The organism is Gilliamella sp. B2838 (genome assembly GCF_026536185.1).
Taxonomy (GTDB): Bacteria; Pseudomonadota; Gammaproteobacteria; order Enterobacterales; family Orbaceae; genus Gilliamella.
In genome coordinates, this window is sequence record NZ_JAFNOO010000005.1 from 90,090 (window position 1) to 116,508 (window position 26,419).

General features: G+C 35.7%; 26 protein-coding genes, 2 tRNA genes and 3 other RNA genes. 22 read left to right on the forward strand and 9 right to left on the reverse strand.

What is annotated here, in order from left to right; translation table 11 throughout:
* Nucleotides 1-23 precede the first annotated feature (23 nt).
* On the reverse strand, nt 24-1,184 hold the full coding sequence (locus J3U63_RS07175) for a bifunctional tRNA (adenosine(37)-C2)-methyltransferase TrmG/ribosomal RNA large subunit methyltransferase RlmN (protein WP_323849461.1): 1,161 nt from the start codon (nt 1,182-1,184) through the stop codon (nt 24-26).
* Between the two features lie 122 nt (nt 1,185-1,306).
* On the opposite strand from J3U63_RS07175, the gene J3U63_RS07180 reads away from it, so the two are divergent.
* The gene (locus J3U63_RS07180) at nt 1,307-2,059 is read left to right on the forward strand and encodes a M15 family metallopeptidase (protein WP_267344456.1); all 753 of its coding nucleotides are present in this window, start codon (nt 1,307-1,309) and stop codon (nt 2,057-2,059) included.
* A 7-nt stretch (nt 2,060-2,066) separates the two neighbouring features.
* Here the strand turns inward: J3U63_RS07180 and J3U63_RS07185 are convergent, their stop codons facing one another.
* Both J3U63_RS07185 and J3U63_RS07190 read right to left on the reverse strand, forming a co-directional pair.
* A complete protein-coding gene (locus J3U63_RS07185) occupies nt 2,067-3,362 on the reverse strand; it encodes an ATP-binding protein (protein WP_065633801.1) in 1,296 nt (431 codons plus the stop codon).
* 19 nt (nt 3,363-3,381) lie between these two features.
* Nucleotides 3,382-4,062, reverse strand: coding sequence for a response regulator transcription factor (locus J3U63_RS07190; protein ID WP_065633815.1), 681 nt, complete (start codon nt 4,060-4,062; stop codon nt 3,382-3,384).
* A gap of 393 nt (nt 4,063-4,455) precedes the next feature.
* Between J3U63_RS07190 and J3U63_RS07195 the strand changes: the two genes are divergently transcribed.
* The 16 genes from J3U63_RS07195 (at nt 4,456) to asd (ending at nt 16,408) form a co-directional block, all read left to right on the forward strand.
* Nucleotides 4,456-5,751, forward strand: coding sequence for a serine dehydratase subunit alpha family protein (locus J3U63_RS07195; protein ID WP_267334039.1), 1,296 nt, complete (start codon nt 4,456-4,458; stop codon nt 5,749-5,751).
* 123 nt (nt 5,752-5,874) lie between these two features.
* Nucleotides 5,875-5,950 (forward strand) — tRNA-His (locus tag J3U63_RS07200).
* Nucleotides 5,951-5,972: 22 nt separating this feature from the next.
* A tRNA-Pro gene (locus J3U63_RS07205) sits at nt 5,973-6,049 on the forward strand.
* 41 nt (nt 6,050-6,090) lie between these two features.
* Nucleotides 6,091-6,215, forward strand: a non-coding RNA gene (locus J3U63_RS07210) — RtT sRNA.
* A gap of 41 nt (nt 6,216-6,256) precedes the next feature.
* Nucleotides 6,257-6,381: non-coding RNA, RtT sRNA (locus J3U63_RS07215), on the forward strand.
* 41 nt (nt 6,382-6,422) lie between these two features.
* Nucleotides 6,423-6,547, forward strand: a non-coding RNA gene (locus J3U63_RS07220) — RtT sRNA.
* Between the two features lie 176 nt (nt 6,548-6,723).
* Complete coding sequence (locus tag J3U63_RS07225) at nt 6,724-7,446, forward strand: GntR family transcriptional regulator (protein WP_267371119.1); 723 nt, start codon at nt 6,724-6,726, stop codon at nt 7,444-7,446.
* Nucleotides 7,443-8,126 (forward strand): GntR family transcriptional regulator, encoded by a 684-nt coding sequence (locus tag J3U63_RS07230; protein ID WP_267334037.1) that lies wholly within the window; start codon nt 7,443-7,445, stop codon nt 8,124-8,126. Before J3U63_RS07225 ends, J3U63_RS07230 begins: the two co-directional genes overlap by 4 nt.
* 11 nt (nt 8,127-8,137) lie before the next feature.
* The gene (locus tag J3U63_RS07235; RefSeq protein ID WP_065633797.1) at nt 8,138-8,605 is read left to right on the forward strand and encodes a PTS sugar transporter subunit IIB; all 468 of its coding nucleotides are present in this window, start codon (nt 8,138-8,140) and stop codon (nt 8,603-8,605) included.
* Between the two features lie 17 nt (nt 8,606-8,622).
* Nucleotides 8,623-9,459, forward strand: coding sequence for a PTS mannose/fructose/sorbose/N-acetylgalactosamine transporter subunit IIC (locus tag J3U63_RS07240; protein WP_267334036.1), 837 nt, complete (start codon nt 8,623-8,625; stop codon nt 9,457-9,459).
* Nucleotides 9,440-10,261: a PTS system mannose/fructose/sorbose family transporter subunit IID gene (locus tag J3U63_RS07245; RefSeq protein ID WP_065633795.1), complete on the forward strand. Its 822-nt coding sequence runs from the start codon at nt 9,440-9,442 to the stop codon at nt 10,259-10,261. The genes J3U63_RS07240 and J3U63_RS07245 overlap by 20 nt, the downstream gene beginning before the upstream one ends.
* A gap of 13 nt (nt 10,262-10,274) precedes the next feature.
* Nucleotides 10,275-11,360 carry an SIS domain-containing protein gene (locus tag J3U63_RS07250; protein WP_267371120.1) on the forward strand — a complete coding sequence of 362 codons (1,086 nt, stop codon included), beginning with the start codon at nt 10,275-10,277 and terminating at the stop codon, nt 11,358-11,360.
* On the forward strand, nt 11,357-12,355 hold the full coding sequence (locus J3U63_RS07255; protein WP_267371121.1) for an SIS domain-containing protein: 999 nt from the start codon (nt 11,357-11,359) through the stop codon (nt 12,353-12,355). The genes J3U63_RS07250 and J3U63_RS07255 overlap by 4 nt, the downstream gene beginning before the upstream one ends.
* Before the next feature lie 14 nt (nt 12,356-12,369).
* Nucleotides 12,370-12,801, forward strand: a complete 432-nt coding sequence (locus J3U63_RS07260) for a PTS sugar transporter subunit IIA (RefSeq protein ID WP_267334033.1) — start codon at nt 12,370-12,372, stop codon at nt 12,799-12,801.
* Nucleotides 12,802-12,949: 148 nt separating this feature from the next.
* Nucleotides 12,950-15,031: a prolyl oligopeptidase family serine peptidase gene (locus J3U63_RS07265; RefSeq protein ID WP_267371123.1), complete on the forward strand. Its 2,082-nt coding sequence runs from the start codon at nt 12,950-12,952 to the stop codon at nt 15,029-15,031.
* A gap of 273 nt (nt 15,032-15,304) precedes the next feature.
* Nucleotides 15,305-16,408, forward strand: coding sequence for an aspartate-semialdehyde dehydrogenase (gene asd, locus J3U63_RS07270; protein WP_267344464.1), 1,104 nt, complete (start codon nt 15,305-15,307; stop codon nt 16,406-16,408).
* Between the two features lie 42 nt (nt 16,409-16,450).
* Here asd and J3U63_RS07275 read toward each other — a convergent pair whose 3' ends face one another.
* Genes J3U63_RS07275 through nagB form a run of 3 tightly spaced genes read right to left on the reverse strand, consistent with a single transcriptional unit; the run spans nt 16,451 to nt 19,678 of the window.
* Nucleotides 16,451-17,680 carry an ROK family protein gene (locus J3U63_RS07275; protein ID WP_267348619.1) on the reverse strand — a complete coding sequence of 410 codons (1,230 nt, stop codon included), beginning with the start codon at nt 17,678-17,680 and terminating at the stop codon, nt 16,451-16,453.
* A gap of 37 nt (nt 17,681-17,717) precedes the next feature.
* Nucleotides 17,718-18,860 carry an N-acetylglucosamine-6-phosphate deacetylase gene (gene nagA / locus J3U63_RS07280; protein ID WP_267334029.1) on the reverse strand — a complete coding sequence of 381 codons (1,143 nt, stop codon included), beginning with the start codon at nt 18,858-18,860 and terminating at the stop codon, nt 17,718-17,720.
* 11 nt (nt 18,861-18,871) lie between these two features.
* Entirely contained in the window at nt 18,872-19,678 is an 807-nt protein-coding gene (nagB, locus tag J3U63_RS07285) for a glucosamine-6-phosphate deaminase (RefSeq protein ID WP_267334028.1), read from the reverse strand.
* A gap of 246 nt (nt 19,679-19,924) precedes the next feature.
* Here nagB and nagE point away from each other — a divergent pair, with 246 nt between their 5' ends.
* On the forward strand, nt 19,925-21,418 hold the full coding sequence (gene nagE, locus J3U63_RS07290) for an N-acetylglucosamine-specific PTS transporter subunit IIBC (RefSeq protein ID WP_267334027.1): 1,494 nt from the start codon (nt 19,925-19,927) through the stop codon (nt 21,416-21,418).
* A gap of 210 nt (nt 21,419-21,628) precedes the next feature.
* Here nagE and tusC read toward each other — a convergent pair whose 3' ends face one another.
* Genes tusC through fkpA form a run of 3 tightly spaced genes read right to left on the reverse strand, consistent with a single transcriptional unit; the run spans nt 21,629 to nt 23,182 of the window.
* Nucleotides 21,629-21,982: a sulfurtransferase complex subunit TusC gene (gene tusC / locus J3U63_RS07295; protein ID WP_267334026.1), complete on the reverse strand. Its 354-nt coding sequence runs from the start codon at nt 21,980-21,982 to the stop codon at nt 21,629-21,631.
* Nucleotides 21,983-21,997: 15 nt separating this feature from the next.
* Nucleotides 21,998-22,366 (reverse strand): sulfurtransferase complex subunit TusD, encoded by a 369-nt coding sequence (gene tusD, locus J3U63_RS07300; RefSeq protein ID WP_267334025.1) that lies wholly within the window; start codon nt 22,364-22,366, stop codon nt 21,998-22,000.
* Nucleotides 22,367-23,182, reverse strand: a complete 816-nt coding sequence (gene fkpA / locus J3U63_RS07305; RefSeq protein WP_267344468.1) for an FKBP-type peptidyl-prolyl cis-trans isomerase — start codon at nt 23,180-23,182, stop codon at nt 22,367-22,369. It abuts the gene before it with no gap.
* A gap of 229 nt (nt 23,183-23,411) precedes the next feature.
* On the opposite strand from fkpA, the gene fabZ reads away from it, so the two are divergent.
* The 4 genes from fabZ to rnhB are packed head-to-tail and all read left to right on the forward strand — an operon-like array spanning nt 23,412 to nt 26,419.
* Nucleotides 23,412-23,858 carry a 3-hydroxyacyl-ACP dehydratase FabZ gene (gene fabZ, locus J3U63_RS07310; RefSeq protein WP_065558097.1) on the forward strand — a complete coding sequence of 149 codons (447 nt, stop codon included), beginning with the start codon at nt 23,412-23,414 and terminating at the stop codon, nt 23,856-23,858.
* A gap of 43 nt (nt 23,859-23,901) precedes the next feature.
* Complete coding sequence (gene lpxA, locus J3U63_RS07315) at nt 23,902-24,681, forward strand: acyl-ACP--UDP-N-acetylglucosamine O-acyltransferase (RefSeq protein ID WP_065633782.1); 780 nt, start codon at nt 23,902-23,904, stop codon at nt 24,679-24,681.
* Nucleotides 24,681-25,835 carry a lipid-A-disaccharide synthase gene (gene lpxB, locus J3U63_RS07320; RefSeq protein ID WP_267371125.1) on the forward strand — a complete coding sequence of 385 codons (1,155 nt, stop codon included), beginning with the start codon at nt 24,681-24,683 and terminating at the stop codon, nt 25,833-25,835. The genes lpxA and lpxB overlap by 1 nt, the downstream gene beginning before the upstream one ends.
* A complete protein-coding gene (rnhB, locus tag J3U63_RS07325; RefSeq protein ID WP_267371127.1) occupies nt 25,829-26,419 on the forward strand; it encodes a ribonuclease HII in 591 nt (196 codons plus the stop codon). The genes lpxB and rnhB overlap by 7 nt, the downstream gene beginning before the upstream one ends.

Below are 26,419 nucleotides of genomic sequence, written 5' to 3' on the forward strand. Positions count from 1 at the left end.
TTTCCCTTTTCCGTTGTCTATTTTTATGCGGTTTGCTGAACCAAGTTTTGCTTTTTATACAGTGTTCTTTTAGTCCTGTCGACAACTTCACCGGCTAACTGACCACATGCTGCATCTATATCATCGCCGCGGGTTTTACGTACAATAACCGTAAATCCATAACCCATTAATGTTTTCATAAAACGGTCTATACGTGTATTTGAGCAACGAGAGTAAGGAGCACCAGGGAACGGATTCCATGGAATTAAATTAATTTTACTTGGTACATTTTTTAAGAATTGAGCTAATTCATGGGCATGTTCTACGCCGTCATTAATCTGATTTAGTAATACATACTCAATTGTTACCTTGCCATGATTGGCATTTGAAGTAGATAAATAACGTAAAATTGAATCGCGTAACATCGCCATATTATACTTTTGGTTAATTGGCATAATTTCACTACGTATCGCATCATTTGGAGCATGAAGTGAAATCGCTAACGCAACATCAATCATTCCTGCCAACTTATCTAAAGCAGGAACAACACCCGAAGTTGAAAGCGTAACACGTCTTTTTGATAAACCGTAACCAAAATCATCTAACATGATTTCCATTGCCGGTGCAACGTTAGATAAGTTGAGTAAAGGTTCTCCCATTCCCATCATAACAACATTCGTAATAGGCCTATCGGCTAATTTTCCTGTCACACCAATGGCATTTGATGCACGCCAAACTTGGCCGATTATTTCAGAAACGGTTAAATTACGATTAAAACCTTGCTGAGCGGTTGAACAGAATTTACATTCCAAAGCACATCCTACTTGTGAGGACACACACAAAGTTGCGCGATCGCGCTCAGGAATATACACCGACTCAATCATCTGATTATTGCCAACATCCAATGCCCATTTAATAGTACCATCAGATGAGCGCTGTTCCATCGCTATTATTGGGGCTTTAATTTCGGCTAACGTTTTTAATTGTTCACGTAATTTTTTATTAATGTCAGTCATTTGATCAAAGTCATCTATTCCAAAATGATAGATCCACTTCATCACTTGATCTGCTCTAAAAGGTTTTTCACCTAATGATATAAAAAACTCTCTCAATTGCTGGCGGGTAAAATTGAGTAGATTAATTTTTTCATTGGTTGCTGGAGTAGTTTGTGTTATTTTTGCAGCATCTGCACAATTTACAGACATGTTCGGTGTTGATGATGTTAACATAAGGCCTCGTTTTTACACATTATGGCTATTTAAATTTTTAGGGAAAGGATTATACTGGTTTTCACCTTATCTGGCTAATAAATATTAGTGATATATAAATGAAAATGAATTCAACAATTTTAAAAAAAACGTTAACGATTACTCATACAATAACTTTACTTTTATGTTCAACATTCGCTATGGCACAACCAATTCCATTAGATAAATTAACAGGTCAATTTGACGAAAAGAAAGATAACAATTTTATTGCGTTAGATTCAACAATTTTGCCTGTTAATAAAAAAGGCATGTATCTGCAAAAAGAACCTGCCGAGCAGTTAATTAAAGCTTATAACGACTTTAAAAAGTCTTATCCAGATATACCGTTTATAGTTGTGAGCGCAACTCGTAATTACACGTATCAAAATGGCATCTGGCAACGTAAATGGGATGACTTGTTACCAAAACTTCATGAACCACAAAAAATTGCTGAGCAAATTTTAAAACTATCATCTATGCCAGGTACCTCAAGACATCATTGGGGAACAGATATTGACATTACCAGTGTTTCATCAAGTTATTTTAGAAATGATAAAAAAGGCATCATACTTTACCAATGGCTACAAAAAAATTTACCTAAGTATGGTTTTTGCCAGCCATTCAATGAAGGTCGTAAAGGAGGATATTTGCCAGAAGAGTGGCACTGGTCATACAAACCTATTTCCAGCCAATATATCGCGCAATATAAAGCTATATTAGACAGTGAGCCTGATAAAATTATACAAAGGCTCAATTTTACTGGTCACGACAAAATTACACTTGAAAGTTTAGTCAAACAATATGTATTAACGGTTAATTCTGAGTGTTATTAATAATACATTAGTGGTTTCGCCAATAAGGAAGTTTGATAGTGACCACTAATCCCCCACCATCACGATTATTTGCTTGAATCGTACCGTTATGCATAATGACGGTCTTTCTTGCAATTGCCAGACCTAAACCATAACCTTTGCCTAATTGCGCTGACTGGATACGAACAAACGGTTCAAAAATACTCGATAATTTATTTGAATCAACACCTGGACCACGGTCTTTGACTTCAATTTGCAAATATTTACCCACTTCTTTTAACGACACTTCGACAGCTTGCCCAGCTTTAGAAAAACGAATTGCATTACGAATAATATTTTCAACTGCTCGGCGAATTTGTTCCGAATTACCTTTAATAATAGAATGCGTTATGGATGCTAAATTAAAATGTACATCAATTAATTGATGATTGGCTTCATAATTAGCATCACTAATCACCACACTAATTAAATCTTTTAAATCAAAATATTCATCAGTACGATTATTCATTTCGGCGCGTGAATAATTTAAAATTTCACCAATTAACTGATCTAATCGTTCCGACTCTAATTCAATTCTCGCTAAAGCAGTATCAATATTTTGTTTATTTTGTTGAGCAAGCCCAATGGCTAACTGTAAACGCGCAAGCGGTGTACGCAACTCATGTGATACATCATGTAAAAGTGCTTGACGATCTGAAATTAAAATATTTAATTGTTCAACCATCATATCAAAATCTTTACCCAATTCACTGAGCTCATCACGTCTAGGCTTTAATTTTTTAAATAACCTGACAGAAAGATCACCTTGTGATACACGAAAAAAACCTTGTCGCAATAAGCGCATTGGCCGAGTTAAGTTCCATGCTAAAAATAGACTAAAAGCTAAACCAACAAATCCCCCCATTAACATAATTGGCAATGGCATACTAAAAAATACCTTTTTGCTACGATCATCTTTATCTTCTTTAAACGAAACAGCATATAAAGTACCATCAGGCGCAATTGCTGTTCGTTGATAAATATAAGTTGGTGACTCTAATTCATCGGTCAATATATTAACTTGATCATTTTGTGGGGAAATTAATTTTATTGATAACAACGCCCGTTCACGTTCAGGTAAATGCGCAATAAAATTAAGTGTTTCATCTTCACCCGCAACATGTAACAATTGCGCAATCATATCGACTTTGGTCGGCATATGATTAAGAAAACGTTGATTTCTATTTTCTACATAAAAGGAGAAAGCTATCCAGGTTAACTGAAAGGTTAGATAAAAAATCACACAAAATATAATCAGTATTTTCCAAAATAATCGACGATTCATACCAAAGCCTATTCTATCGTTAACGGATACGGTAACCTACTGCTCGAATGGTTTCAATTGTCACATCGTTTTGTGCTACTTGAGACAGTTTTTGACGAATATTACTAATATGGACATCCACGCTACGATCATAAAGCTCTCTAGCTCGACCTAATCCTATTTCAGATAGCTCTTCTTTAGTCACAACCCGTTCGCTATGTTTGACTAATAAAACTAATAAATTGAATTCAGTTGATGTCAAATCAATAACTTGCCCATTCCAAGTACAAAGTCGCTGCGGTAAATCAAGCGTTAAACCATTAAAATGGTATTTTTTGTCATCGACCATTTCAACTGAACGTTCATCAAACCGACGTAAAACCGCTCGCAACCTAGCTAATAATTCTCGTGGATAACAAGGTTTAGGAATATAATCATCAGCACCAAGCTCTAAGCCTAACACCCGATCAATATTATCGCCTTTAGCTGTTAACATAATAACGGGCATATTACATTGCTGACGTATGCTTTTTAATACATCAATACCATTAATATCAGGTAGCATGACATCTAAAATTGCGGCACGATACTTACCCGATAATGCTTCATCAATACCATCTTTACCCAAATAAACACTTTTAATATTAAAACCTTCATTGGTCAAATATTCACTTAGCATTTGTGATAATTCAATATCATCATCAATTAATAAAATATTTATCATAATCGCCATTATTATCTAAATTTTAGGTCTTTACATTATTGCAATAATTAAAAAAAAGTCAGGTAGTTTTACTAAAATATTACATATTTTGAACTATTCCTGATTATTTAATTTACTAACCAACCATATAAAAAATTTAAGATAAATATTATCTCTTATTATATTTTTTGAAAGAATTTGAATAGTATTTATCAGTTAAATTACTTACCATATTATTTAAGTCAAAATTGTCAGATTGGTTATTAATATCAAACAGCAAATAACTAAGTCTTATACTGTTTACGCTGCAATCACATCGTTCAATTTTCAATAAATATTAAATAAAATAGTATGCTATCAAGAAGGTAACATTTCACCATCAACATTACCATTAAAATATGGAGATAAATAATGAAACAACAAGTAATGTGGCAAGAGTTAATTAAATTGGTGAAACATGAAGTATTACCCGCACTCGGTTGTACTGAACCGATATCATTAGCATTTGCCGCTGCAGTTGCGGCTCAATATCTAAACAAAAATAATATTGAAAAAATTGATGCTTATGTTTCACCAAATTTAATGAAAAACGGTATGGGCGTGACTGTGCCTGGCACTGGTATGGTTGGATTACCTATTGCCGCAGCAATTGGCGCAATAGGTGGCGATGCAAATGCAGAACTTGAAGTATTAAAAAATATTACAACAGAGCAAATCACCTTAGCTAAAAAAATGTTAGTGGATAACAAAGTGAATGTGAAAATAGCCAACAATAATCAAGCTATCTACTGTGAAGTCAATATTTATACTCAACACGATCATGTTAAAGTATGCATCGAAAATTCACATACCAATGTTATTTTGATTGAAAAAAACAGTAGCGTTATTTTTAAACAAAATAACATTACTGCAAATCAATTAAACAATAACGATATCATCAAACAGGTATCAGTCAGATTAATTTATGACTTTGCAACCTATGCAAATTTTGAAGATATTCAATTCATTTTACACTCTGCCGAATTAAATTGCGCCCTATCTCAAGAAGGATTAAAGCATGCTTATGGATTAAGTATTGCCTCAACATTACATGAACAAACCCAAACAGGATTATTAGCTGATGATTTGCTTTCAAAGGTCATTATTCGCACAACCGCTGCATCTGATGCTCGTATGGGGGGCGCAACGTTACCAGCCATGAGCAATTCAGGTTCAGGTAATCAAGGGATCACTGCCACCATGCCGGTTGTGGTGGTAGCAGACTATTTAGATGCAACACCTGAACAATTAGCTCGAGCATTAATATTATCCCATACTATTGCCATTTATATTCATAGCAAGTTTCCGCCTTTATCGGCTCTTTGTGCAGCATCAACAGCCGCTATGGGCGCAGCAGCGGGTATGGCATGGTTACTTGGTCAAGGCAGATATGAACCTGTCGATATGGCAATTTGTAATATGATTGGCGACTTATCAGGCATCATTTGTGATGGCGCTTCAAATAGCTGTGCAATGAAAGTTTCAACATCTGTTTCATCAGCGTTTAAAGCTGTACTGATGGCTTTAAACCATATTCGGGTCACAGGAAACGAAGGTATAGTCTGTGATAGTGTTGAAAATTCAATCAACAACTTAGGGGCTATCGCTAGTAATAGCATGAAAGCAACTGATACTCAGATTATTGATATCATGTCACATAAGGCTTAAACTACGTTTTAGTGCTAAAAGATTAAACTTTTAGCGCTTTTAATATAACCAATTGGTATATTTTTTAAAAAATATGCTGGACAATGTTGTTTTTTATGCGTAATATTTCGTCCTGCTTCAATGGTGGCTATAGCTCAGTTGGTAGAGCCCTGGATTGTGATTCCAGTTGTCGTGGGTTCGAATCCCATTAGCCACCCCATTTTATGAAGAAAAAAATCTAACGGCGAGTAGCGCAGCTTGGTAGCGCAACTGGTTTGGGACCAGTGGGTCGGAGGTTCGAATCCTCTCTCGCCGACCAATTTTAAATAAAAAAGCCTGCTCATTAAGTGGGCTTTTTTATTATCCGCTTTAGCTTAAAGGATGTGAACCGACAGAGGTTCGAGCCGAGCATCGCGAGACAACGTTGCCAAAGCAACGGCCCAACGGGCGAGCATAAAATGCGAGTCATCCTCTCTCGCCGACCAATTTTAAATAAAAAAGCCTGCTCATTAAGTGGGCTTTTTTATTATCCGCTTTAGCTTAAAGGATGTGAACCGACAGAGGTTCGAGCCGAGCATCGCGAGACAACGTTGCCAAAGCAACGGCCCGAAGGGCGAGCATAAAATGCGAGTCATCCTCTCTCGCCGACCAATTTTAAATAAAAAAGCCTGCTCAGTGAGTGGGCTTTTTTATTATCCGCTTTAGCTTAAAGGATGTGAACCAACAGAGGTTCGAGCCGAGCGCAGCGAGACAACGTTGCTTGAGCAACGGCCCGAAGGGCGAGCATAAAATGCGAGTCATCCTCTCTTCCCCCGCTCTATTTTTTATTATCTTACTGATTTAATGTTACTAACAATAAATATTGTGATCACAACAACAATTTTGGTACTTAAGATTGACAAGATATATTTTTTTAATTAATTTTTAACCAATAAAAATGGATTTAAGATATATCTTTTAGATATTACGATCCAAAAAGGAAGGGGATGACTATTGGAATATCGTGATATTGCGGTCAAAACAGCTGTTGAAGAGCAAATTAAAGCCAATCCAGCCATAATTAAGGATAAATTCACAGAACGTGGGCTTGCCGAATATTTTGGCGTCAGTCGAACAACGGTTAGAAAAGCGTTAAATGATTTGGCCATGGAAGGCTATGTTTTTTTTGATAAAAAAAATACGCAATATCCAACAATCTTTGAAATCAATATGTTAAAAATGTCTTCATTTAGTGAAGAAATAGATAAAGAAAATCCTAAACAAATTAAAATCAAAGTTCTTTCCAACCAAATTATCAAGATTCCCTCAGAATTGACAAAATTCTTTAATTTTAATCACCAATTACTCAAAATAATTAGGAAACGCGTATTAGGTGAAATGCCTTTATCTTACGAGATCTGTTATTTACCCTTCGAAAAATTCAGAGGTTTAGAAACACAAAATTTGAGCAATGTGTCGCTTTATCAATATTTAAAAGATCATTACCAGCTCATCCCGAGTCATGGTCGGGAAGAAATTACCTACGAAACCGCAACTAAAGAATGTGCCAAGTATTTAGGTATCAAAGAACAAACACCAATCTATAAAGTTTCAAGTTATAACTACGATAATAACTTTGAGCCTTTTGAACACACTGAGCAATATTTAATAGGTAACCGATTTAAATATCACTTATCGGCTAAAAATATCTTCAATTATAGCGAGACAGATAAATGAAGTTATTTGAAAAAATTGCAGTTCAATTAGGCGAGCTAATAGATACAGGTAGGTATGGTGTTGGTGCCGCATTACCGCCAGAAGGCCAGCTACAACAAAACTACGGCGTAAGTAGAACAACTATTCGTAAAGCAATAGATCGATTAGTTGAAAAAAATCAAGTTGTAAGAAAGAAAGGGGTGGGTTTATTTGTCGCACCTAAACTTTCAACGCAAAATATTCTAGAAATGACGGGCATCATCAAACCCTATGATTATCAAAATGATAAAAAAGTGATTAAAGAGTCTTATTTAAGACAAGCAGGAAGCTACTACAGTCAATTATTAAAAATAAAATCGTCCGAGCTTATTTATTATATCAGCTTTCTTGAAGTGGCAAAAAACAGTGTCGTAAAAGCTATATTTTTGTTACCTCTTAACTATTTTCCTGATTTTCAACTTTCCATCATAAAAGTGTTATCGGCGCTGGAAATTGTCAATTCGAGTAAAAAGAAAGTTGATAAATTAGAACAAGATTTACAATTAATTGTTGCCAATGCTGAACTTGCCAAACAGCTAGGTATCAAAATTAATAACCCATTATTTAAAATTTCTAACCACTATTTTGATATTAACAGCGAACCAATAGCCATTGAATATAAATTTGCTACTAATACTAAATATGTTGTCGATTTCACCTAGGAGGAAAATTAATGATTAAATTATTACGTGTTGATCATCGTTTATTACATGGTCAAGTTGTTGTTTCATGGTTCGATAGCGTTGGGGCCAATACTATTTTGGTCGCTAATGATACGGTGGCAAATGACGAACTACGCAAATCAGCTATTCGATTAGCTAAACCTGAACATGGCAAATTAGTCATGAAATCCATTGATGACAGCATTGAGGCAATTAATTCGGGTGTCACTGATAAATATCAAATGCTGATTGTTGTTGAATCGGTTGCCGATGCTGAAAAGCTAATTAGAGGCACTCAAGGAAAAATAACCAGCCTCAATTTGGGTGGCACAAAACCACGCGAAGGCACAAAGAGCTACTCTAAAACGATCAATCTAACTGAACAAGAAGCAGATTTATTAACTGCATTAAAACAAGATGGCATTGATATTTACATTCAACAAGTTCCGAGTGAAGCAAAGCAAAAATTTGAAAAATAATTTAGAGGATACAACACATGAGTATCGAATTAACAGCACTTCTATTAGCTTTAATTGCGATGTTAGCAAATGCTGAATACTTTTTAGGATCATCAATGTTATCTCGCCCACTTGTCACCTGTACTTTAGCAGGTTTAGTTATGGGGGATATCACTCAAGGCATTATCATTGGTGCAACCTTAGAGTTAGCTTTTGTTGGATCGTTTTCTATTGGGGGATCGATTCCACCCGAAATAATTTCAGGCAGTGTTTTAGGTACCGCATTTGCTATTGGTGCAGGCAAAAGTACCGAAATTGCTTTAACATTAGGTATTCCAATTGCGTCACTGGTGTTATTAGTCAAAAACCTCTGCTTCCTTTTTATTCTTCCTTATTTTGTTCACAAAGCAGACAAATATGCCAGTGAAGGCAATGGTAAAGGGATGGATAGAATGAATATCTTAGGTGGATTTTTCTCAATCAATCTTCCAATTGGGTTAGTTGTCGGATTTTCCTATTTATTTGGTAGTGCCGCTGTTAACAACTTATTAGAGATGATACCTAAATTTATCATTGATGGTTTAGGTATTGCCACAGGGCTACTACCAGCTTTTGGTTTTGCAATGTTAATGAAAATTATGATCAAAAAAACCAATACTACCTTCTTTGTTCTTGGCTTTGCATTAGCGGTATACATGAAAGTACCTGTTACCGGCGTGGCTATTTTTGGCGCTTGTCTTGCCTTAATTTTGACCGGTTATTCTGCATTTAATGGCAAAAAAGGCGCAATAGACGAAGGTAATCAACAGCTCAATACCAATACGGGTAATGCATTAGCATCACAGGAGATCGATTATGAAAATGAAGAATTCTAAATTAGTAACCAATAAAGAATTAAACAGAACCTTTTGGCGCTCGTTTACCGCTGAATGGTCATGGAACTATGAACGACAAATGAATTTAGGCTATGCCTATGCTATGCGTCCGGCTTTGGATAAAATCTACAGCAATAACAAAGTAGAATTAACCGATGCCTATCAACGACACCTTGAATTTTATAATATCACACCATGGTTAATCACTTTTCCATTGGGTATTTGTATTGCCATGGAAGAGCAACACGCTACAGACAGTGAGTTTGATAAAAACTCAATCAATGACGTTAAAATTGCCCTAATGGGACCATTAAGTGGTTTGGGTGACTCATTTTTTTGGGGAACACTACGTGTCATCGCAACAGGCATTGGTACCTCGTTAGCGTTGCAAGGCAATATTTTAGGCCCACTTTTATTTTTACTAATCTTTAATGTCCCGGCAATTTTGGCGCGGTATTTTGGCTTACTCATAGGCTATAACATCGGCACTTCATTTATCGACAAAGTTCAAAAAACAGGTTTGATGGATAAATTATCCTATGGCGCTTCGGTATTAGGGCTTTGTGTAGTCGGGGCGATGGTTGCCACCATGGTTACCTTAAATATGCCATTAAAAATTGGTTCAGGTTCAGACGCGGCATCACTGCAAGATATATTTGATGGAATTGTGCCACAAATATTACCGTTACTTTTTACGCTGTTTATTTTTGTACTTGTTAAAAAAGAAGTGAAAGCACATTGGATTCTATTATTAATTGCGGCAATAGGTATTTTTGGTGCCTGGAGCGGTTTGTTAGGTTAATGAGAGGAAAACAATGAAAAGTATCGCAGATTATGTGGCTTTAGAACCTGAGTATTATCAACATATACTCGATAATTACCAAACGTTATTTGCCAATATTATCGATTTAAGCCGGATCAAACAACTTAACGCAATTGTTATTTTTGCAACAGGTTCAAGCGCTAATGCGGCCTATAGCGCTCGCCCTTTTATGAGTAAAATATTAAACGTGCCAGTTTATATAGAAGATCCTTCTATTGCGGCTAATTATTCATATTACAATGATCCCAACAATTTATATTTTGCTATTTCGCAAGGCGGTGAAAGCTACTCAACGATTCATTTAGTTAAACAATTTGTTGAGAATAATCAAACTATATACAGTTTAACCAGCAATCCAAGCAGTCCATTGTATAAAGTGAGTAATCATATTTTATCAATGGGAATGCCAATTGAAGAGATGCCTTATGTCAGTGCAGGTTATAGTGTAACCATACTCGACTTGATGTTAATCGCTTTAGCTATTAGTCAAAAACTAGCGCGTATTAACGCTCAACAATTTGAAAGTTATTTCACACAAATACAAAAAATAACCCAACTATTGCCACAAGCCATTTTGCAGTCACAAGCTTGGGTTGCGAAACATCAAGATCAATTCAATCAAACTAACCGTGTGATTTTTATCGGTTATGGCGCAACATACGGCATTGCACGCGAAGGTGAAACCAAATTCACTGAAACCGTCCGCAATACAGCATTTGGCAAAGAATTAGAAGAGTATATGCATGGCCCTTATCTTGGCTTGCATCGCGATGATTATATCGTTTTTATTGAGCCACAAGGTCGACTCATGGACAGAGCTGAGTTGTTAAAACAGTTTTTAAAACAATATGTGCAAAACATTGCAACTATTTATGCACATGATACCAAAACACCGAAAACAGCCGATTTGTGCTTAAATATTGAGTGTGATGAACTTTTATCATCACTGTTTATGACTATCCCAATTCACTTACTCAGTTATCAAGTGTCGCAATTAAAAGGTCACAATCTAGAAAAATCAACATATCCAGAATTTGATGAAATCACTAAATCTAAAATAAAGAGGGTTACAGTATGAGAAAATATGACGAACAAAAAGAACTCGACAGCATGAATGGTGCATTAGCGTTACGTCCACAAATTAATGAGTTTATTGATAAAATTCATAAACGTGGTTACAGCAATGTTTGTTGGTTAGGTATTGGTGGCACTTATGCATCATCAATGCAAGCAGTTGTCCATATGAAAGAAAAAACAGCCATTGAAACTTTTGTTCAACATGCGGCTGAATATCTAGTAACAGGAAACAAACGTATCACTAAAGACACATTGATCATTATTTCATCTGTCACAGGTACCACACAGGAAGTCGTTGCAGCTATTGAAAAAATTCAAAAAGAAGTGGGGGCAACCGTATTCGCTTTCATGGATAAAGCTGATACACCATTAGGGAAAATGGCACATCATGTTATTACTTACCCAATGAATGAACAATTAAAATTCTTTATGACAGCAGATCGTTTAATGTATTTAGCCGGTGAGTTCCCTGATTATGATGAATTTTATCAACAAATGGATCAACATTTTGCTAAAAATATTGTTGCTGTTGCTAAAAAAGCCGATAAATTTGGTCAAGAAGTTGCTGAAAAACACCATAACGATACAATGCACTATTTTGTTGGTGCGGGCAATCAATGGGGAGCAACGTATTCTCATGCTATGTGTTATTGGGAAGAGCAACATTGGTTACGTTCAAAATCCATTGAGTCAGCTGAATTTTTTCATGGTACATTAGAAGTGATCGATCGTGATACGGCAGTTACTGTTTATGTTGGTGAAGATACACAGCGTCCATTAAGTGAACGTGTCGCTAAATTCTTACCACAAATTTGTGGAAATTACACCATTATTGATACCAAAGATTATGAATTACCGGGTATCGCTGAAAAATATCGTGGACACTTATCACCGTTTGTTTTTCGTACTATCAATAATCGAATTGATGCTTATGTCGAACACTTAAATCGTCATCCAATGTCAATTCGTCGTTATTATCGTTGCTTAGATTACTAAGGAGAACATTGCCAATGATTGCAGTATTAGTCAGCACCCATGGACCAATGGCAAACAGCATTATTGAAAGTGCTGAAATGATTTGTGGTAAACAAACACAATGTGAAGCAGTCCCTTTTTTAACAGAGCAATCGTTAGATGATTTTCAACAGCAAATTGAACAAACATTGACAATGCTAACACAGGAAGGACAAACTCTACTTTGTTTTGTTGATTTAAAAGGTGGCACCCCCTTTAATACATTAACCAGACTAATGGCAAATTACCCAAATCTCGAAATTGTTACTGGGGTGAATATACCCATGTTATTGGCAACATTTATGCTAAGAACGCAAATGGCGTTAGATGATTTATTACCAGAACTAATGCAAACCGCTAAACAAAGTATTGAACACTATAATATGGTGTCAATGACGTCATCAATAATAGAAGATGAAGAGTTTTAAACTGGTCAAATAAAAAACAATTAATTTAACTTTAATAAGGCAAATATATTTTTAACGCAAATAAAATTATATTTGCTTTTATCCATTACGAGTAATACCTTTCTATTTAAAGCCTTACATTGATCATCGAATAAATAGGTAGGCAAATTTGACTATATTTAGAGATAAAACAGTTATCATCACATTGATTCTATTATTAAGTAGTATTTGTAGCTGTTGTAAAACTAATAATGAATTAACATTAAAACAAATCGACACGAACGATAAATATCGTTGGATGGAAAATCAACCACAGTTAATCAATAATTGGTTATTGTCTGAATCTGAACGTACTGTCAAAACACTAAATGCGTTACCTTGGCAAAAAACAGTGAGTCAGCGGTTTGATGAGTTAACAGATTTTGGCGCTGAACCTAGAATATCTGATATTCAATACGTAGGCGATAATTGTTTTTATTTTAAACAAACAGCAGATCATCCGTATAATCGTCTTTTTGTTAAAGATCGCTTCAATAATGAAAAAGTATTAATCGATCCCCCTATTGGCTATGGTATATATGACTTTTATCCTTCACATGATGGTCAATATATTGCTTATAGTATTTATGAAAATGGTGCTGAGATATCATCAATAAAAATTATTAATGTAAAGACCAAATCACATCTTAATGATGATATAACCGGCATATCAGATCCAAATATCATTTGGTCTAAGGATAATTTATCCTTTTTTTATAAAAGAAATGATAGATATCAACATAATAGTCAAAAATCCGGCACAGAAGAGGTCTATCGTCACTATTTAAACGCAAATAGACAAAATGATGTTTTAATATTTGGTACTGGCCAGATATCCGATTATAACCCCTTTACTGATCAAAATACTTCATTATCCTTTTCCTCAAATTGGGCTATTGCTTCGGTCTCACCTTCTATATCGGGTTATAGTATCGATTTGTATATAACACCCTATGATGATCTTCAAAAAAACAATGCTCATTGGCAAAAAATCATCGATAGAAAACAAAATGTGACCAATTTTATTCTGAAAGATGATTGGTTATATTTAGCTGAATATAATGATTTGTCTGGTTATACTATTTCGCGCGTGAATCTAAATAAGAATAGCCAACCAGAAGAAAAAATTATGGCATGGCAAAATGGAGAATTGACCCAATTTGCCGCAAGCAAAGATGCTATTTACTTAGCTTATCATGAGTCAACAATCCCCTACTTTGTAACTATTCCTTTTGCTGACACTCATCATGTTAAATTGATTCCACTTGCCAATAATGAAGAAGTAACGGCCATTTTTAGTAACGCAGATCGCAAAGAAATATTATTTACTGCTCAAAATTGGACTGTCCCACCCAAAATATTTAGTTATGATCCTGATAATGGGTTAATTCAAGATACAAAAATGATTAATCCCAGCGCTTTTTCGTTTGCCAACTATGAGGCTGAACAACAATGGATAAAATCAAGCGATGGCACACTCGTTCCCATGACAATTATTCATCCTAAAGGGATCAAATATGATGGTACTGCTCCTACATGGTTAACGACCTATGGCGCATATGGTGTAAGTCAGCTCGCTTTTTTTGATGCAACACGTTTAATTTGGCTTGAAAGAGGTGGAATAATTGCAATTGCTCACGTTCGAGGCGGTGGAGAATTAGGCAAAAATTGGCATATTGGCGGTAGCTTAGCGAATAAACAAAACTCAGTTGATGACTTTATAAAATGCGCACAATATTTGATTAATCATCATATTACCCAACCATCTAAGCTAGTTATCAGCGGTGAGAGTGCGGGTGGTATTATAATTGGCATGGCATTAGCTAAACATCCTGAACTTTTTGCTGCGGCATCTATTAATGTGGGTATGTTAAATATGAGCCGATTAGATAACATCGCCATTGGCAACGCAAATTTTGCCGAGTTTGGTTCGCCATTAAACGCAAAACAGTTAAATGATTTATCTAAAATAGATGCCTATTTAAACTTAAAAGATAATGTTACGTATCCACCGGTTATGATTTCGCTAGGTTTGAAAGATGAACGTGTCGCACCATGGCAAAGTGCTAAATTTATTGCTCGTCTTAATGCGATAAACCATAGCAAAAAACAGCAGGTATTCGTTATTGCAGATCAATATGAAGGGCATTTTTTGGATAATTTTCTCAATACTGTCGAGTTTTTTATTTGGCAAACCATGCCAACACCATAATTAAAAATGGCTAACGTTAAAGTAAATATTATTTATGACAATCTTTATCATCAAATAGGTTACTTAAGCGCACTTATCATTGTAAAAAAAGAATAGGTAACGGACATCAATAAAAACTAGCTAGTAATTTAAATAACAATAGTTTTATATAATTCGCTGTTATCTTTTCATAATCTAAAAAAATAATTCTTATCTTACTTTGATTTATGATGATATTTTGCTTTAATAGTAAAAGTGACTATTTATATAACATCTACTTTTTGGAAATAAATTATGAAAAATGTTGGTTTTGTCGGATGGCGTGGAATGGTGGGTTCTGTTCTGATGCAACGTATGGTTGAAGAACACGATTTTGATTATATTAACCCTGTTTTTTTCTCAACTTCTCAAGCAGGTGCTGCTGCGCCAACTTTTGGTGGAAAAACAGGCACGTTACAACGTGCAGATAATATTGATGCACTAAAAGCATTAGACATTATTGTCACCTGCCAAGGGGGTGATTACACTTCCCAAATCTATTCAAAACTACGCGCGACAGGCTGGCAAGGCTACTGGATTGATGCTGCATCAACTTTACGTATGGAAGATGATGCTGTTATTGTGCTTGATCCCGTTAACAAAGCGAATATCCACGCAGCTCTAGATAAAGGCATTAAAACCTTTGTTGGTGGTAACTGTACCGTCAGTTTAATGCTAATGTCTTTAGGTGGTTTATTTGCTGAAAACTTGATAGATTGGGTATCAGTCTCAACTTATCAAGCAGCATCTGGCGGTGGTGCACGTCATATGCGTGAACTGTTAACCCAAATGGGAATGCTAAATGCCGAAGTTGCTAAAGAATTGCAAGATCCGCATTCTTCAATTTTAGATATCGAACGTAAAGTCACACAAAAAATGCGCGATGGAAGCTTACCTACCGATAATTTTGGTGTGCCTTTAGCCGGTAGCTTGATTCCTTGGATCGATAAAGCACTGGATAATGGCCAAAGTAAAGAAGAGTGGAAAGGCCAAGCTGAAACCAATAAGATTTTAGGAACCAGCCAAATTATCCCTGTTGATGGACTTTGTGTTCGAATTGGCGCTCTACGTTGCCACAGTCAATCATTCACGATTAAATTAAACAAAGATATCAGCGTGCCAGAAGTTGAAAAATTATTAGCTGCACATAATGATTGGGTAAAAGTGGTACCTAATGATCGTGAAATTTCAATGCGAGAATTAACACCAGCTGCCGTTACTGGTACGTTAACAACACCAGTTGGACGTTTACGTAAACTTAATATGGGTAAAGACTATTTATCAGCATTTACCGTTGGCGACCAACTATTATGGGGCGCGGCAGAACCATTAAGAAGAATGTTACGGATTTTAGCCTAATAAAAAAGCCCGAACCCTCGGGCTTTTTTTATCATCAAAAAACTATTGTTCACTATCTTCAACTAATGTCATTAACAACGAACCATTAAATAATGCTTGTTGAATAAGAGCAAAAGCGCCTATAGCTGAACAATCATTTAACACTGAACAATTAATGGTGAGGTTTTTTCTTAATCCCTCTAAACTTTGAGCATTCAATGCACTATTTACAGCATGTAACAATATTTCGGATGATTTAATTAATTCCCCTGCGAGTACAATACGTTGTGGGTTAAATATATTTACCATAATTGCGACAGCTCGCCCCAAATTTTCACCCGCGTCTTTAACTAATTTAATAGCTAGCTCATCGCCTTGATTGGCACAACTGCAAATATTTGCAATATTACACTCAGTAAGCGTTAATTTAGTTGGGTATCCTTGTTCGATCATCTGTTTAGCTCGGCGCTCTATAGCGTTATTTACGACGCGATTTTCTAAACAACCAAAATTACCACAATGACAACGTTCCCCTAGTGTATCGACCTGAATATGACCCACTTCACAAGCACTTTGGTTATGATTGGTTAATAATTGTTGATTAACAATTACGCCTGATCCTACTCCTCGATGAACCCGTATCAATATTGAATCATCGACATCTTGTGTGGTGCCAAAGTAACTTTCAGCAAGCGCTAAACTTTGAATATCATTGCCTAAAAAGATAGTGACATTAAACTCACGATGTAATACATCACCTAAATGCCACTCTTTAACTTGAATATGCGGAGCGTATCGAACAATACCGCGTACAGAGTCGATCAAACCAGGAAGTACGACCGCTATGGCTATCAGGCGTTTCACTTTTTTACTATTTTTATGAATAAATTCTTTGAGTAAAGCAACAAGATAGTCTTGCACTTCTTGCTCAGTAAAATCGGTTAACGGATAAACCTCTAACGCTATACTATGCGCACCTAAATCATAAAGTTCAATGGTAACATGTGAACGACTTAATTGTACGCCAATAGTTTGATAATAACTAAACTTAGCTTGTATAGAAACAGCTGGGCGCCCACCTGTTGATTGTTGTGCATCAACTTCTTTAATCAATTTATTTTTAAGTAGTTGGCGGGTAATTTTTGTGATACTTGCTGGAGCTAAGTGGCTAATTTCAGCAAGTTGTATTCGAGAAATTGGCGCTTGCTGAACAATCAAACGATAAATCATTGCATAATTAAGTTGCTTGATTAGCTCAGCATTGCCAACTAAGTTCAGATAATTAAATGTCATAAATTAACTCAGATAATTTCATTCGTTATCTGACATTCTAGCGGGTCATCACCCCATTAACAACCGTTTTAATTATTCTAAAGTCACGATTAAAAACAACAAGATTGGCTATTTTACCTGCATTAATTGTACCCAGTTGTTTATCGACACCTATGGCTTTTGCGGGATAAAGCGTTGCCATTCTTAATGCCTCATCCAATGCAATGCCTACATATTCAACTGCGTTTTTTACCGCCTCAATCATGGTTAGGGCTGATCCACCTAATGTGCCATTTTCATCAACGCAACGCCCATCTTTATAATAGATAGTTTTTCCAGCAAACACGCCCGAAGTTAAATTTGAACCAGCAAGTAACATCGCATCAGTTATTAAAATTAAATGATCTTGCTTTATTTTATGGCTATTACGAATATTAGCCCAGCTCACATGATGACCATCAGCAATAATGCCGACGTAAACCTCTGGTTCATCATAAATCGCACCAACTACACCCGGTTCTCGCCCAGAAATATAAGGCATAGCATTAAATAGATGCGTGCCTAAACGAATACCGTCATTAAATCCTCGACGACAATCATCATAATGCGCATTAGAATGACCCACTGATACATGAATACCTGCATTAACCAACTGTTGAATAAAATGACTTTCAACTTTTTCTGGTGCCAGGGTAATAATTTTAATCACATCAGCATTTTCACAAAGAAAATCAATCATTTTTTGCGACGGTTGACGAATAATATTAGGATCATGAATACCTTTCTTTTCTGGATTGATATAAGGTCCTTCAAGATGTAATCCCAAAGCTTGGTTAGGATGCGTGGCTAAATATTCACGCATAACATTCACCGCTTTTATCATAAATTCATCTGTTGAAGTAATCAAAGTCGGTAAATAACTGGTACAACCATGAACAAGGTTTGTTGCTTGCATTGCTTCTAGTGTTTTAACACTCAAAGCATCAAGTGTTTCATTAAACTGTACCCCGCCACAGCCATTGACTTGAATATCAATAAGACCCGGTGCAACAATAGCACCTTGTAAATCGTCAATAGTGATGCCAGCTGGCAATTGTTCTTGTTTACAAACTTTGCTAATCTTATCGCCGTCAATAATAACGGCGTGATTTTCAAGAATTTCATAACCAGTATAAATACGACAATTTGTTAATGCGTACATTGAGTTATCCTTTATAAAACAGTTATTTTAAGATTATCTGCTTCCATCTGTTTAAAATATTTTAAGGTTTTGACTTTAAGATCATCAGTACTTGGCTCATCACAAACAATAATTGATGCTGGGTGCATTTGTAATGCAGTCACAGTCCATAAATGATTAATTGAACCTTCAACACCGGCTTGCAGTGCTAAACTCTTATTATGACCACAAACAAGTAAAATTACCTCTTGTGCATCCATTAATGTTGCAACACCAATAGTCAGTGCGTGTTTTGGTACTTGATTTTTATCATTATTAAAAAAGCGAGAATTAGCAATAATGGTATCTTCAGTTAAAGTTTTAATCCGTGTTCTTGAACAAAGTGAAGAGCCTGGTTCGTTAAATGCAATATGTCCATCTTGACCCACACCACCAACAAAGATATTAATTTTACCATAAGCTTTAATTTTTTCTTCATATTGACGACATTCTGCATCGATATCAGGAGCATTACCATTTAAAATATTGATATTATTTTTATCGATATCAATATGATCAAAAAAGTTTTCATGCATAAAAGTATGGTAACTTTGAGGGTGATCTTCCGGTAACCCAACATATTCATCCATATTAAAGGTCACAACGTGTTTAAAACTGACATGACCTGCTTGATAATGTTTGATTAATTGTTGATACATAACTAAAGGTGAACTTCCCGTTGGTAAACCTAATAAAAACGGACGATCCGCTGTCGGTTTAAATTGATTAATTTTATTAACAATACGCTGTGCCACCCAAGCGCCAACTTGTTGCGCATTTTCTAAAGGAATAAGTCTCATGTGCTACTACCTCTTCTGATATAATAAAATAACTTCTTTTTTTTTAAAGTAAAATATGTTGACTATATTTTACTATATTAAAGTATTTAATCAAAAAAATTAGTGACAAAAATCACAAAAAGCAAATAATTAATTTGCGAAGTAAAATAATATAATATCAAATATAAAAAAATAACAACTAATATCTAACAACTGTTTTTAACTTAACTTTTTTAGATATTGTTTAACAATATATGAGGTTAACTTATGGGAATTTTAGCGTATTTACAACGCATTGGGCGTTCATTAATGGTGCCGGTGGCAGTATTACCTGCGGCGGCAATACTGCTTGGTATAGGCTACTGGATTGATCCAAATGGTTGGGGACAAAATAGCATTATTGCTGCCTTTTTAATAAAATCTGGTGGTGCAATTATTGAAAACATGCCAATCCTCTTTGCTATAGGTGTTGCTTATGGTATGTCTAAAGATAAAGATGGTGCAGCTGCATTATCTGGATTAGTCGGTTTTTTAGTTGTCACAACATTACTTTCACCAAGTTCTATTGCATTATTTAATGGTATTGATACCAGTGTTGATGGTTGGCAATCACAAATTTCCCCTGCGTTTAAAAAAATTAATAATCAGTTTGTTGGTATTTTAGTTGGCATTATTGCAGCTGAATTATATAACCGATTCAGTTCTGTTGAATTACATAAAGCGTTAGCTTTTTTTAGTGGTAAACGATTAGTTCCTATTATTGTTTCTATCGTGATGCTATTAGTTTCTGCTGTTTTATATTTTATATGGCCATCTATTTATGATGCATTAGTTGCTTTTGGTAAATACATTAAAGATTTAGGCTCTATTGGGGCGGGTATTTATGGCTTCTTTAACCGTTTGTTAATTCCGGTCGGCTTACACCACGCACTTAACTCGGTATTTTGGTTTGATGTGGCTGGCATCAATGATATACCAACCTTCCTTGGTGGCCAAAAATCAATTGATGATGGATTAGCAACCATTGGTATTACCGGTCGCTATCAAGCAGGATTTTTCCCAATTATGATGTTTGGTTTACCGGGCGCAGCATTAGCCATGTATCATACAGCTAAGAAAGGCAATAAAGATAAAACCGCATCGATCATGTTAGCCGCTTCATTTGCCGCATTTTTCACTGGGGTTACTGAACCTTTAGAATTTGCTTTTATGTTTGTAGCACCTTTACTTTATGTGATCCATGCTATTTTAACTGGAATTTCACTATTTATCGCTGCAACCATGCAATGGATAGCTGGCTTTGGCTTTAGTGCAGGTTTAATCGATATGCTGTTATCCAGCCGCAATCCTTTAGCTGTACATTGGTATATGTTGATATTACAAGGTTTAGTGTTCTTTGTTGTCTACTATGTTGTATTCCGTTTTGTGATTGTTAAATTCAATCTTAAAACACCGGGTCGTGAAGATGATGAAACAGTAACAACAAATAGCCAAAATTCACAATCAGGACTTGCTATTAGCGATGCATCTCAACTTGCACAGCAATATTTACTTGTTGTTGGTGGTAAAGAGAACTTAACCAATATCGACTCATGTATTACTCGTTTACGCCTAAGTGTTAATGATTCTGACTTAATTGATGAACAAGCAGCAAAAGCACTTGGTGCAATGGCAGTAATCAAATTAGGTAAAACAGGTGTGCAAATTGTGGTTGGACAGCAAGCTGAAAAAATTGCCGACCAAATGAAAAAACTGGTTTAATCGAGTTATGACTCAATTTCTATAAGTTATTTTAATAACAATAATCCAACCTATGACTGAGGGTAGCAAAGTAATAGGTTGGATTAATAACTTATATCATTAGTATTTTGTTATAAAAACATCCATACACATTCAATATATCAAATAGAAGTAAAAAAGATCTAAACAGTGGGTAGAGTTAAAACTGATTTGTGTTTTTAGTTTTAATAATTAAAACCGTAAAACCACATCTTGACTAGCTAATAATTGTTTTAAAGATGGTGCATCAAGCACCTTATGCGGAATATTTAAGTTGATATTAGTCAGATTTCGTGAGTTTAACGCAGACTGACAAACATAAACATCATCAATATCATAAAGTTCTAACAGGTTAAAAGTAGCAATATAATCGCGCATTAAAATTTTATCAGGATACTGATTTGGCAATAGATGAAATACCCCATCATCAATAAATAGTACCGAAATAGCGTTTATAGCCGATGCAGCAAGTGCAATATCAAGTGCTTCCCGACCTTTAGCATCACCATGAGGTAAAGCGCTAATAATAATGGCAATTTTCTTCATTGCAATAACCTTAAGTTAAAATTGAATAGTCCGATCTGAAGTCGCCATGGATTCGCTTAGCTCTCCAAGCCCAGTTAATTCAAAATATTGTGCAAGATTATTTTTAGTCACACCTCGCCTTTGTGCAGCAGCGACACAAACACCTAACTTTAAGGCATATTTTTCTGCTAATTGTTGCCAAGCTGAAATTAAATTAAATTCATCATTTGCCGGATCGGTATAATCGTTAGCATTATACACGCCATCGCCATAGAAAAAGATATTTTCAATACGATAAGAAGTTTGGCTTAACAGTGATTGAGCAAATTGATAGGCACAATAAGCAGATTGGGTCCCATAAGCAGGACCCAAAACAACAAGAGTGTAACTTAATGAATTACTCAATTAGTTTGTTGCCTTTGGTTGGGCTGATTGAGTATTTTGGTTTTCGCTATTAGCATCACCATTATCGATACCAAGTAATTCAACTTCAAAAATTAATGTTGAACCAGGTTGAATTGAAGCTTTATCACCTTGTCCAGGGAAGCTTTGATCACCATAAGCTAAATCAGGCGGCACAACCAACTTAATTTTACCACCAACACCAATTAATTGAATTCCTTCTGTCCAACCTTTAATAACTCCGCTTAATGGGAATGTTGCTGTTTCGCCACGGTCATAAGAACTATCGAATTTACGTCCATCGGTTAATGTTCCAGTATAGTGAACAATAACGGTGTCATCGGCAGTTGGATGACGATCTGAACCTTCTTTAAGAATTTGATAAAGTAATCCAGACTTAGTTTGTTTAACGCCATCTTGTTTAGCAAAATCTGCACGGAATTTATCACCAGCGGCAGTATTATCGGCTTTTTCTTTTTCAAAACGCGCTTTACTTTCTTCTTGAATACGTTTACCGAATGCTTCTAAAACATTTTTTACTTCATCTTTTGAAAGTTGAGATGCATCACGGAAAGTTTCATTAAAGCCACTAATGATATAATCTTGGTCGGCTTTAATTTGATTTTGTTCTAAATTTGCTTTCATGTAAGTTGCAAATGATGAACCCAAAGCATAAGCTTCTTTTTGTGCATCATTTGAAATGGTAATTTTATCTGTTCCTGACTGTGTTTTTTCTTGAGATGTTTTTTTATCATCACAGCCAACCAAAGCCAATACAATTGCACTACTTACTAACGTCATTTTAATCAATGATTTCATACTACTCTCCAAGTTAGGAACTTTTTAGCTAAATTTCAGATTATTATATATGATTTGATATAGGATAATATAGTATTTACAGATCATTTATTTAATAAAACTATTATTAATATAGCAATAATAGCTATAGTTAAACAAAACGGGGGATTTAAATCATCCTTGAGTGATAGTGGCATCCTCAGTTATAATATAAAAAATTTATAGAAAATAATGTAAAAGGATAGCTATTTTGACTACCGAACTTAATACCCTTGATATTGAAGAAATCATCAGTTTATTACCTCATCGTTATCCATTTTTAATGGTTGATCGGGTAATTAGTTATGAAAAAGGTAAAACATTAAAAGCGATTAAAAATGTCACAGTTAATGAACCTTTCTTCCAAGGTCACTTTCCAAATAAACCGATTTTTCCTGGCGTATTAATTTTAGAAGCTATGGCGCAAGCTACGGGAATTTTAGCGTTTAAAAGTATTGAAGAGTTATCACCAGGACAACTTTATTATTTTGCATCAATTGATAAAGCGCGCTTTAAAAGACCGGTTGTACCAGGCGATCAAATCGTGCTTGATGTTGAATATATTAAAGAACGTCGTGGTATTGCACTATTCCATGGAGTTGCAACTGTTGATGGCAAGTTGGTTTGCGAAGCAGAAATGATGTGTGCTCGTAAATAACTTGGTTTTTAAAATATCCCTAAAACAGTATTAAGGAACTGCTATGGCAACGGAAATACACCCAAGTTCAGTAATTGAAAAAGGCGCAAAAATTGGCGATAACGTCAAAATTGGACCTTTTTGCTTTATTGGTGAAAATGTTGAAATTGGCAATGGGACTTTTTTAAAATCACATGTTGTCATCAATGGTCATACTAAAATTGGTAACGATAACCAAATTTATCAATTTGCTTCAATCGGTGAAGTTAATCAAGATTTAAAATATCGAGGTGAGCCAACTCGCACCGAAATTGGCGATCGTAATATGATTCGTGAAAGTGTGACTATCCATCGAGGAACGGTTCAAGGTGGTGAGTTAACGCGTATTGGCAGTGATAATTTATTTATGATAAATGCCCATATTGCACACGATTGCCATATTGGAAATCATTGCATTTTAGCCAACAATGCAACACTTGGTGGGCATGTTCAATTAGACGATTATGTCATTATTGGTGGTATGACAGCTGTACACCAATTTTGTGTAATAGGATCACACGTAATGGTAGGTGGCTGTTCAGGTGTTGCGCAAGATGTCCCCCCTTATGTGATTGCCCAAGGTAATCATGCCACTCCGCATGGTGTTAATTATGAAGGTTTAAAACGCCGTGGATTTAGTAAAGAAGCGCTACAAGCCATTCGTAATAGCTACAAAATTCTTTATCGAAACGGATTAAGTTTAGATGAAGCTAAAATAGAAATTGAAACACTCGCAAAACAGCATCCAGAAGTACAATTATTTGTCGACTTTTTTGCGCGCTCAACACGTGGCATGATTCGTTAATGGCAGATAAGCCCTTTACTGTCGCTTTAGTTGCCGGCGAAACCTCTGGCGATATTCTTGGCGCAGGTCTAATCTGCGCTTTAAGAAAACTTCATCCCAATATTCAATTTATCGGTATCGCTGGCCCCAAAATGCAAGCCGAAGGCTGTCAAGCTTGGTATGAAATGGATGAGTTATCGGTAATGGGAATAGTCGAAGTATTAGGAAGATTGCGCCGCATTTTATCCATCCGCCAAGATATCACTAAACGCTTAATCGCCCTTAAACCAGATGTTTTTATTGGTATTGATGCCCCTGACTTTAATCTCTCTTTAGAAGGTAGGCTAAAACAAGCCGGTATTAAAACCATACATTATGTGAGCCCATCAGTTTGGGCATGGAAGCAAAAACGCGTGTTTAAGATTAAACGTAATACAAATCTGATTTTGGTCTTTTTACCGTTCGAAAAAGCGTTTTATGATAAGTTTGATGTGCCGTGTCGTTTTATTGGTCATAAAATGGCGGATGATATCCCTTTAATACCCGATCAATTCGCAATGCGCCAACAATTAGGTATCCCACTTAATAGTCGTTGTTTAGCGCTATTGCCGGGAAGCCGCCATGCTGAAGTCACGCTATTATCGGCGCCTTTTTTACAAGCTGCTCAGTTGCTAGAGCAACGTTTTCGGGATTTACATATTGTTGTGCCTTTAGCAAATGCAAAAAGGCGACAAGAGTTTGAACAAATTAAAGCGCAAATCGCCCCTAATCTTAAGGTTCAATTATTCGATGGTCAGGCGCGTGAAGCAATGATTGCAAGTAATGCAGCTATTTTGGCATCAGGAACGGTTGCTTTAGAATGTATGTTGGCTAAATGCCCAATGGTGGTTGGGTATAAAATGAAAGCCTTTACGTTTTGGCTAGCTAAAAAATTAATCAAAACTCCTTATGTTTCATTACCTAACATTTTAGCCGGTAAAGCGATTGTACCTGAATTACTTCAGCATGACTGTACACCCGAAAATATCGCTAATCACGTTATTCCTCTCTTAGAGAGTGATAATACAGAATTGAAAGCAACCTTTTTATCATTACATAAGCAAATTCGTTGTAATGCCGATGAACAAGCCGCTCAAGCAGTACTTGATGTTTTAGAGGACTCACCTTGTTGTTAGAATTTACCTACCCTGATGCCACATTAATTGCCGGTGTTGATGAAGTTGGACGAGGACCATTATGCGGGGATGTCGTTACCGCGGCGGTTATTTTAGATCCCAATAAACCGATTAAGGGATTAACAGACTCCAAAAAACTGTCAGAAAAAAAACGCGAACAACTATTTGACATTATTAAAGAAAATGCATTAGCTTGGTGTGTTGCAAGGGCATCTGTTGAAGAAATAGACAAGTTAAACATTTTACACGCTACCATGTTAGCTATGCAACGAGCTGTAGATGGATTATCGATTAAACCCAATTTTGTTTTGGTAGATGGTAACCGTTGTCCTAAATTCGGCATTCAAACACAAGCCGTGGTTAAAGGTGATTTACTTGTTGCTGAAATTAGTGCTGCGTCAATTCTTGCAAAAGTGACGCGTGATCGTGAAATGGTTGAATTAGACAAATTGTATCCACAATATGGACTGGCTCAGCATAAAGGTTATCCAACTAAAGCCCATTTAATTGCCATTGAAGCGCACGGTATTAATCACTTATACCGAAAAAGCTTTGCTCCGATAAAAAAATTACTGTTAGTTTAA